Source organism: Methanospirillum hungatei (assembly GCF_020216685.1).
Taxonomy (GTDB): Archaea; Halobacteriota; Methanomicrobia; order Methanomicrobiales; family Methanospirillaceae; genus Methanospirillum; species Methanospirillum hungatei_B.
Window position 1 is genome coordinate 1 of sequence record NZ_JAIWNS010000023.1, and the last position, 10,000, is coordinate 10,000.

9 protein-coding genes are annotated in these 10,000 nt (G+C 46.6%); 3 read left to right on the forward strand and 6 right to left on the reverse strand.

Annotation, left to right across the window (positions count from 1 at the left end; all coding sequences use genetic code 11):
• Positions 1 to 45 precede the first annotated feature (45 nt).
• The 5 genes from LDL35_RS01320 to LDL35_RS01340 all read right to left on the reverse strand — a co-directional run bounded on the left by LDL35_RS01320 (position 46) and on the right by LDL35_RS01340 (position 5,489).
• The gene (locus tag LDL35_RS01320; protein WP_304018716.1) at positions 46 to 900 is read right to left on the reverse strand and encodes a universal stress protein; all 855 of its coding nucleotides are present in this window, start codon (positions 898 to 900) and stop codon (positions 46 to 48) included.
• Positions 901 to 1,030: 130 nt separating this feature from the next.
• Positions 1,031 to 1,852: a DMT family transporter gene (locus tag LDL35_RS01325; protein ID WP_304018717.1), complete on the reverse strand. Its 822-nt coding sequence runs from the start codon at positions 1,850 to 1,852 to the stop codon at positions 1,031 to 1,033.
• Positions 1,853 to 1,901: 49 nt separating this feature from the next.
• Positions 1,902 to 2,414, reverse strand: a complete 513-nt coding sequence (locus LDL35_RS01330; RefSeq protein WP_304018719.1) for a type II toxin-antitoxin system VapC family toxin — start codon at positions 2,412 to 2,414, stop codon at positions 1,902 to 1,904.
• The gene (locus LDL35_RS01335) at positions 2,374 to 2,586 is read right to left on the reverse strand and encodes an antitoxin family protein (protein ID WP_304018721.1); all 213 of its coding nucleotides are present in this window, start codon (positions 2,584 to 2,586) and stop codon (positions 2,374 to 2,376) included. Before LDL35_RS01335 ends, LDL35_RS01330 begins: the two co-directional genes overlap by 41 nt.
• A 185-nt stretch (positions 2,587 to 2,771) precedes the next feature.
• Positions 2,772 to 5,489 (reverse strand): HAD-IC family P-type ATPase, encoded by a 2,718-nt coding sequence (locus LDL35_RS01340; RefSeq protein WP_304018723.1) that lies wholly within the window; start codon positions 5,487 to 5,489, stop codon positions 2,772 to 2,774.
• Positions 5,490 to 5,620: 131 nt separating this feature from the next.
• Here LDL35_RS01340 and LDL35_RS01345 point away from each other — a divergent pair, with 131 nt between their 5' ends.
• The 3 genes from LDL35_RS01345 to LDL35_RS01355 all read left to right on the forward strand — a co-directional run bounded on the left by LDL35_RS01345 (position 5,621) and on the right by LDL35_RS01355 (position 9,293).
• Entirely contained in the window at positions 5,621 to 7,726 is a 2,106-nt protein-coding gene (locus tag LDL35_RS01345) for a methyl-accepting chemotaxis protein (protein ID WP_304018725.1), read from the forward strand.
• A gap of 136 nt (positions 7,727 to 7,862) precedes the next feature.
• Positions 7,863 to 8,600, forward strand: coding sequence for an ABC transporter ATP-binding protein (locus LDL35_RS01350; protein WP_304018727.1), 738 nt, complete (start codon positions 7,863 to 7,865; stop codon positions 8,598 to 8,600).
• On the forward strand, positions 8,601 to 9,293 hold the full coding sequence (locus LDL35_RS01355) for an ABC transporter ATP-binding protein (RefSeq protein ID WP_304018729.1): 693 nt from the start codon (positions 8,601 to 8,603) through the stop codon (positions 9,291 to 9,293). It abuts the gene before it with no gap.
• 1 nt (position 9,294) lies between these two features.
• On the opposite strand, the gene LDL35_RS01360 is transcribed toward LDL35_RS01355, so the two are convergent.
• Positions 9,295 to 10,000: branched-chain amino acid ABC transporter permease (locus LDL35_RS01360; protein ID WP_304018731.1), on the reverse strand; the 706-nt coding region annotated here is incomplete at its 5' end.

The following is a 10,000-nucleotide window of genomic DNA, read 5'->3' on the forward strand; positions in this document are numbered from 1 at the left end:
GAACGATTATGAATACCTCTATAATTTAATGCGAAGAGGGGTTCTTTATCCTGATTTTCGGATAATGAAGAGAGGTTTTTTTGCATTTCGTGCAACTGCCTCAGTTGTTCCACCAATGATTTTATGGACGAGCCCCCGGCTACCGGTGGATTTAACCACGATAAGGGATATATCCTCCTCTTCAGAGAACCGGATAATCTCATCCGCAGCATCACCAATCCTGACATGTGCTCTGACCTGAATGGATTTTTCAGGGCAGCAAATGACAATATTCTTAAGTTTCTCTTCTGCTTCCTTCATTGCACGACCTATTTCCTCATCAGTATCTCCTTTCGAGACAACATGGAAGAGATCCACTGATGATACGAGGGGGAGAATGTCTGAAAGGAGAGTTTCAATATCCGGCTTTGAAAAATCTGTACAGATCATTGCCCGTGTGAAGATTTCAGGGCAGGGGGATGGAGAGGAAGTTTTCGGATCATCATCAGGAGGATGGACCAGAAGGAGATGAGTCGGGCCAAATCTGAGAATATCCCATGCGGTGCTTCCCAGGAGCAGAGTCTCAATGACTCCCCGTCCTCTTCTCCCCATCAGAATGAGTGATACCTGCTCTCGTTCTGCTACCCGGATGATTGCATCTGATATCTCACCACCAGATATCTCCTCAATAAGAACCCGGACTTTTGACCGGGGCATGTCTATCATTTCCTTAACTTTTTCAAGTCTGAGCCGTGCATAATCAGCCTCAGGGTTTTCCCTCTCAGGAGACGGAACCAGATACAGGCTTCTCGTGATATGGACAAGAATTACCTCCCGTATCTGGGGTATGGTTTTCAGGCATCTGATAATGTATTCAGCGTCATCAGAGAAATCATAGGGTATCAGGACTTTTGTAAACATATGAGCAATCTCCTTTTTTAAGAAATCTTTATTCAATACTGTAAGGAGGTTTCTATGAATAGTTTCTGTTTTGTCTCCGGTATAGATAGATGTATCCTCAATATGAGGAGTTCTGGTGATGAACTCATGGTCAGGATTCTGATTTTTCTCCCGGGCTTGTGCTTGTCGATCCAAGATATATCGCTCCAAGGGTTATCACAACACCAAGGACGGTGACACTGGTAAACGGAAGCCCTGCAGATATCAGCAGCCATGCAATAACCTGACATATTATGGCATAAGCAGTAAGATAGAGCCATGAATCTACACTCGGAACATCAAAACCATCACCAGACCCGATAACCACGAGCCCGGTAATAATGGTGGTGAGGATGGAGATCATACACAGATTCGCAATCTTTCCCTCCAGATCAAATGAGGTCTGTAAAAGACGGAGGAATAGGACGTATCCGCCATACCAGAAAGCGGTTGTCAGTGCAAGCAGGACTCCCACCTGAAAACCATCAGACGCAGTGCTCCATTGCACCCCACAGATAAGATACAGGCCGATTATCGAGACAGGGATAGCAAGAATCAACCGGGGGGTAACTCTGGTATGAAGAACCAGGACACTGAATGCTGCAAGAACAAATACCTGAAAATTTCCAAGTATCGTTGCAAGTCCGGGTCCGATGAGCAGGATACTCTGGTGCCAGCAGGTCAGGTCAAGCGTATAAAAGATACTTGCAAGCAGGGCAATTCCGCATTGCCTGGCACCAAGCCATATTTTTCCCCGGATAAAAATTAGAAGCAGGAGAAGCGGAGGAAGGGATAATGCCATCCGGTAAAATGCAGAGGCAGTCGCACTTACTCCGGAAAGTACGACAAAAACCGGGGATAGACTGATGAGGGCAGCTCCGATGACGACAAGTAACTGACCATAGACAGGTCCGGGGTTTCGAAGGAGGTTCATATAGAATTTATTTGGGGCTCATAAATCTGGAGAGAAATGAATAAAAAAATTACCGAGCGAAAAAATTATCTATCCAGGTTTTTGAAAGATCTCTCATAAGATAGGATTGAATTCCAATTTGCTTCGATATCTCATACACCTTTTTATCATCGGTGAAAAGCGGACACTGGTTCTTATATGCAGTTGCGAGAATGTAATTATCAAAACCGGGGTTTCCATATTTCAAGGCAATTTCTAGAGCAGAATTAAAAATCTCATCTTCAGGAATTATTGAATAAACCACTTGCATTTCGGAGTAAATTGATTTGGCTTTTTCCGGGTCAGAAAGCCGGCTTGATACCCCTGAAACTTCGACAAATACGCACCGGGGTATTAATACAGTAATATTGGTACGATCAATCAATTGAAGCAAATATCTGCTATTAAAATGAGTTTCTAATTCTTTTTGATATTCAAATTCATATCGGGCTTTTTTTGGTTTGAAAATGGCTTTGATGATAACTGATGAATCGATTACACAATTATTTGTTATCATCATACCATGTTCTGTAACGAGTTTCATTCAATACAGTGTCAATATCTTCTTTTGCTACCGGCTCTCCAATTTTCTCCAAAAAATCAGAGAAAGTCCTACGTATTGTTATATACACTACAGTCGAATCATTAAAATCCAATGGATGTTCTGGTTTTAGAACACCATTTTCATAAATTGCTTTTACGTGAATTTCACTCATCCCAGTTTCCTGCTTTTTTAGGAGAGAAATGAATTAATTTTTTTTAGACATTCGGAACATTCGGATAATTGTGTGAGACATATTAGTGTATAGATAATTTTCACTCTAAACACATAATAACTCGGTAGTATCATGAAAATTCAACTCCTGCCAAAGTTTTCCTATCGAACAGCAAAAAAAGTTGATTATTCTGTTTTATCAACCCGTGGCCATATAACTTTAAACAACTCCATGACCACGACGATCACACAGGCAGCTGCAAGGAGCACTCCCCACTGGGTCAGGCTGACCGGCTGAAGGCAGAGGACATCCTGCAGAATCGGGATATGCATGGCAACCTGGTGTATCACCTGAGCGGCAATTACCGAACCGACCAGGAAGAGATTTCTTGACAGGGGCATCCGGAATGCAGACACGTACTCTGACCGGCAGTTAAACACATGGACATTCTCAAGCAGAACAAAGAGCAGAACTGCAAGATTTCGTGCGGTATTCTCCTCAACTCCGATTGAGATCATGTAATACCATGCAATAAACCCGATCAACCCCATAATGACAGAAGATACCAGGATCTGGCCGATCATTAGGCGATTGAATATTCCCTGGGTCGGGGGCCTGGGAGGACGATTCATAGCACCCTTCTCACCAGGCTCAAAGGCCAGACCGACATGCTGAATTCCGTTGGTTACGAGATTCAGCCAGAGCAGCTGAACTGCAAGGAGTGGCAGGGGCAGATGAGCGATGAGGGAACAGGTAAAGAGGATCACCTCGGCTGCACCGGTTGAGACGAGCAGATAGGTAACTTTCCGGATGTTATCATACGCAAAACGCCCCTCCTCAATACCTGCAACGATGGATGAGAACCGGTCATCCGTGATGATCATCGCCGCATTATCCTTGGCAATATCGGTCCCGGACCCCATCGCAACCCCGATATGGGCACGGCGAAGGGCAGGAGCATCATTGACCCCGTCTCCGGTTACCGCAACAAAATGGCCCATCCGGATGAGGGCATCAACGATGGAGAGTTTCTGGACCGGAGTTACCCGTGCAAACACCCGGGCTTTCTGGACAAGGTCGAAGAACTCAGGGATATCAACCGATCCGAGTGCATCTATCTCCATTCCGGTGAGAACCTGATCCTGAGTATTGGCAATCCCCAGTGTTTTCGCGATGGCAAGAGCTGTTGCCGGATGATCTCCGGTGACCATTACCACAGTAACCCCTGCTTTCTGACAGGACTCAACCGACTCTCTGGCATCAGGTCGAACCGGGTCGATAAACCCGATATACCCAAGGAGCACAAGTGGGGGGAGCCCTGTTTTTATGGGATCCTCAGGAATACCAGGAGACACTGCTTCTGCAACCGCAAGTACCCGGTATCCGCTTACTGCAAGCTCTTCTGCCTTTGCAAGGAGGAGCGTCTGGTCAACCTCCTCATCACCTGCCTGCGTCCTCATCCGGATACAATGAGGGAGCACCGCTTCTGCTGCCCCTTTGATACCAAACCGATCTCCGGTTGAGTCGGTGAATCCAGCGGCTGAATATCTCCGGTCAGCTTCAAAGGGAATGAACAGCGGTCTCTCTACTGATTTCTGAATCAGTGATGTATCAAGACCTGATTTGTGTGCAAGTGCCAGAAATGCCACGTCAACAGGATCCCCCGAATGATGCCAGCCTTCATCGGTTTTTTCGAGCTGTGCTTCACTGCAAAGCGTGGCGATGTGACAAAGCCGCTGAACATGGTGAAGATCAGACTCGGACAGGTGATCTCCTTTCTCCGTGTGAATGATGCCTTCACCGGTATATCCAGTTCCCGTGACCTGAAACGAATCCCGTCCGGGAAGGAGAACAACATGGGCTGTCTGCTCATTCATCGTGAGGGTGCCGGTCTTGTCACTTGCAATCAAAGTGCATGATCCAAGGCTTTCAACCGCCGTCATCTTCCTGACTATCACATGCCGACCTGACATCCGGTATGCAGCAATTGAGAGAACGACCGTCAGGGCAACGGGGAGACCTTCAGGTATTGCTGAAACAGCAAGAGCAACCGCAAAGAAGAAGACATCGATGATTGCCATCCCCTGGTACACAGCAATGATACCCAGAAAAGCAGTTGCAATCAGTACTGCAACGGCAATATGCTGAGAAAATTTCTCCATTCTGATAATCAAGGGGGGCTTAGACAGGGTGGTATCTGCAACCGCGACAGCAATCTTTCCTACCTCGGTGCAGATTCCTGTATTGACAATAAATCCCCGGCATATTCCACGGACTACGGTTGTCCCGGCAAATGCCATGTTCTCCTGGTCACTGACAGGAATCTCTTCAGGAAGAATGGTCACCTTTTTTGTGACCGGAACTGACTCCCCGGTGAGAACCGATTCATCAATCGAACAGTCGGCAACCTGAGTTATCCGGAGATCTGCCGGGACCCGTGTACCTGCTTCAAGATAGACCAGATCTCCTGGGACCAGTTCTTCTGCCGGAATCCGAACCTCATGTCCGTCCCGTGTGACGACTGCAGTGATTCGAAAGAGTTGTTGGAGAGCTTTTGCACTCTGTTCAGCTTTCCATTCCTGAATAGTTCCAATTACTGCATTCACAAGGATGACAACGGTGATAAATGCCGTATCGGTCAGGTGATCGAGAAACCATGACAACAGGGCAGCAGCTATCAGAACATAAATGAGGGGGCTCTTAAACTGACTGAGAAATATGGTGAATACAGATGCCTTCTTTGATTCAGGAAGTTCATTCTTCCCAAACTCCAGAATTCTGGCTGCAGCTTCCTGGCTCGTGAGGCCCTTCTCTCCGGTTGCAAGTTTTTCACGAACGACCGGATCAGGAAGGGATTGCCATGATATTCCGCTCCTGCAGTGAGATGCTGTATCCCGGACCATACCACAATTCTATCCCTCTGCAATTAAAGCATTTCCCGATGAGCCGACTATTACACCTTATGAAATCAGCGTTTGATCACCACAGGTTATTTAAAGAAGTATGATGAAGTGAACATCATGAGGTGATCGAAATGTTGGAGAATGTGAAGATTGGGAAGAAGTTGATTGGCGGATTTGTCCTGACTATTATCATTATGCTCATCATTGCAGGGACCGGTTTTATTTTCATCAGTAACCTTGCCGTAAAAAGTGATGAGATGTATAATGACCGGTTAATACCGATTCAGCAGATTGGTGTAATAAATGGTGCATTTACCCAATTCAGGGGTGATGTGTACAAGGGAATGCTGATTCCTGAAGAACGGACCATCAGCCTTGATTCTGCAGAAAGTGTACTTGCATCAGTGAATGACCAAATAGCAATTATTGACAAATTAAATCTGAATGCAGAAGAGAGAAAAGTATTTGATAGTTTTAAAACTGCTTTCCAGGGATATAAATCTGAGTCTGAGAAAACAATAGCTCTTATTAAGGATAATAAAATACCTGAAGCGATTAGTTCTCTGGCTGCAGGAACACCTCTGGCGAATTACCGGACTCAGTGTAATGAAGCACTCAAAACCCTGATGGACACCAACCTGAAAGTTGCTGAACAGATCAAAACAGAAAACGATAATAACGCAAATGCAGCAAAAACCACGATGATCATTGTCACCATCATCGGCGCAATCATCGGAATAGGGTTTGCCATTGCCCTGACCAGGAGTATCACCGGTCCCTTAGGCAAAACCGTTGAGATGATCGATGAAATGGGACACGGGCATCTTGGCATGCGGCTTTCCATGGACCGGAAGGATGAGATTGGTATCCTTGCCACAACAATGGACTTATTTGCCAATAACCTGCAGCATGAGGTTATTGGGACCATGAAAAGTATTGCTGCCGGTGAAAAAGTCACATCAGTTCCGATCATGGATGAACGTGATGAGATCGGTCCTGCCCTCAAGGAGACCGCAGAAACACTCAGTGATCTGATTGAAGAGACAAAAACCCTGGCACATGCTGCTGAAGAGGGCAATTTAAGCATTCGAGGCGATGCAGAGAGATTTAAAGGAGGATATCGTGAGATCATCGCAGGAATCAACAACACCCTTGAAAATATCATCGGTCCTGTTAATGAAGCTATGAATCTTGCCGGTGCATATGCATTAGGAGACTTCTCTGCAACTTTTAGTGATAAGGTTACGGTAAAAGGAGATTTCATTCCATTCAAAGACTCTCTGAATAAGATTGGTATTGAAACCGGCAGGGCAATCGGGCAGGTAAAGAAGGAAGTGGATTCACTCCTTGCCGGGATGGAAGAGACCAGTGCAAGTGTCGAGGAAGTGACCGCCGGTGCACAAAACCTTGCCCATAACGCAGGTGTTGTCAGTGATCTCTCAGAAAAGAGCGGAGCCGGTGTTACCCAGGTTCTTCAGGCCATGAATGATCTGTCAACCACCGTTTCTGCAGTGGCAACCCAGGCAAATGAAGTAGCAAACCTCACCCAGGAGACTGATGACCTCTCAAGACAGGGGGCGGAACTTGTCGGAAGGACAGATACCGGGATGCAGAAGATATCAAGCTCCTTTAATGAGACTGATCAGGTCATCGGTGAGATCGGAAAGCAGATGGAGGATATAGGAACCATTGTCAACGTTATCAGCTCAATTGCTGACCAGACCAACCTCCTTGCCCTCAATGCAGCAATTGAGGCAGCACGTGCAGGGGATGCAGGACTTGGATTTGCCGTTGTTGCTGATGAAGTAAAATCCCTGGCACTAGAATCACAACAGTCTGCAGAAAAGATTGCAAACCTCATTACCGACCTGCAGAAAAAATCGCGTGCCGTTACCGAATCCATGAAAAACTCACTGAAAGATGTTGAAGAAGGAAACACCGCCGTACGGGAGACCCTGACCGTCTTTAACAAGATTGCAGAGGCGATTGCGAATGTCTCGATCAGAGTCGGAGAGGTTGCCGGTGCCAGTGAAGAACAGGCGGCATCGGTTGAGCAGATAAGCGCCAGCGTTCATGAACTCGGAAATCTCATAGAACAGGCGGCAAAAGAAGCGGTTGACTCATCAGCAGCAACTGAAGAGGCTTCAGCAGCCCTTGATCAGATAACCAGAGTCATCACCGATGCAACTGCATCAATAGATCGCATTTCCCAGTCTATGGGCAGATTTACCACCTGAATATCCCTTCACATTTTTTCCGGCATCCATTTTTCTCTTAATTCATTTTAGCACTGCACCTGGTTCCCCCATCTGAATGATAGATTTATGATACATGCTAACATATATCATGACATAGTATCGCACGGTGATTGATATGCTCAATGTGAAATGTGTCTCCAAATCTTTTGGCGGACTACAGGCGGTCCGCAATGTGGACATGACACTTAAGGAGGGAGAGATCCTCGGGCTTGTCGGGCCGAACGGGGCAGGAAAAACCACACTCCTGAATATGATCTCCGGAGTCTGCCGGCCGGATGCCGGAGGGATTTATTTTGAAGAAGAGAATATCACCCGGCTCACTCTGGATGCCATATGTAAGAGAGGTATTGCAAAAACATTTCAGCATCCGCGTTCTTTTCCAGGTCTGTCCGCAAAAGAAGGAGTAATGATCAGTGCTCTCTATGGAAACGGGCATAAACCTGGCATGAAGCAGGCCCAGGAGGAAGCAATTGAATGTCTGCAGCGTGTTGGATTTCCGGAAGAAAAACTGGACTGCCCGCTTGGGACCCTCAATACCATTGACCTTCGAAAGACACAACTGGCCCGTGCTCTGGCATCAAAACCAAAAATGCTCCTTCTTGATGAGATCATGACCGGCCTTACCCCAAGCGAAGGGAAAGAGGCTATCAGGTTGATCCGGTCACTTCGAGATGAGGGATTGACCATTCTCATGATAGAGCATGTGATGAAGATCATCATGGAAGTCTCTGACCGGGTTGTTGTTCTGGATCAGGGAGAAAAGATTGCTGAAGGGACTCCACGGGAAGTTGCTGCAGATAAGCGAGTCATCGAGTCATACCTTGGAGAACAATACCACTTCCAGGAGCACTAAGTGCTGAACGTTCAAAACCTCACCGTCTCCTACTCCCATCTGCAGGTTCTCTGGGATGTCAGCCTGGAGGTCAGAAAAGGGGAGATAGTCACCCTTATCGGTTCAAATGGATCAGGGAAGACAACTCTTGTCTCTTCAGTCATGGGATTTGTTCCTGCATCCAGTGGAACAATTACCTTTGAAGGTATGCCTATTACCGGACTTCCAACGTATGAGATTGTCCATCACCATCTGAACCTGGTCCCGGAAACGAGGAAATTATTCGGAAAGATGACCGTCAGGGAGAACCTGATGCTGGGATCCTACATGAATCACAAGGATTTTGATATTGAGTACATCTATTCCCTCTTTCCAATCCTGCAGGAGAGACAGGACCAGTATGCCGGGACACTCAGCGGTGGTGAGCAGCAGATGCTTGCAATCGGGAGATGCCTCATGTCTGGTCCGGAGATGATCATTCTTGACGAACCTTCACTTGGCTTATCTCCGAAATATGTTCATACTGTCCTTGATACCATCAGTGCACTCAATAAAGAAGGACTTACCATCCTGCTTGTCGAGCAGAATGTGAAACGGGCCCTTGAGATATCACACCGTGCCTATATCATTGAAAATGGAAGAATTGTCCTCTCCGGACCTGCAGAAGAGATGTTACATGATCCCCATGTAAAAGAAGCATATCTTGGCATGTGATCTACGTTTCATCTTCCGTTTTCATCCTTTTCATCTGTTTTAATCGTTCCGGAAGACTGACCAGGCCCTTTGGCAGGAATATGATCGCCAGGATGAGCAGAACACCAATCACAATAAACCGTTCATACGTAAAGCCGAGAGCATTCAGTCCTTCCCAGAGGAGACTGATAACAATAGTTCCGATGATCGGCCCTGCAAGTGTTCCAAGCCCGCCGGTTATTGAATAAATAATCGGCCAGAAAGAGATATCTGCCCCAAATATCTCAGGAGAGATGTACCCGAAGTGACATACCTCAAGGGCTCCTGCTATTGCTGTGATAAAAGAACTTACCCCAAACGCAAAGAGCTTAAACGGGACCGGGTTTATCCCTGATGCTTTCGCTTCCATCTCATTCTCACGAATTGCTGCTAGTGCAAGTCCAATCTTTGATTTGAGCAGGAGATGAAAGAGCAGAATGGAGCCGGCAGCGATTGCAAGGATAGCATAGTACTCAAGATATGGTGCGCCAGGAATTGATGAGGGAATAAGCTTTGGAACTGCGAACCCATCCCATCCGCCGGTAATGGAGCTGAACTGACTTATCACGATAAGAGTCTGGATGATGACCGCAAACCCGAATGTCACCATGGCAAGGAACCATTCCCGGAGTCTGACACAGGTCATTCCGATAAGAACTCCTATTCCTGCTGTGACACATGCTCCTGCA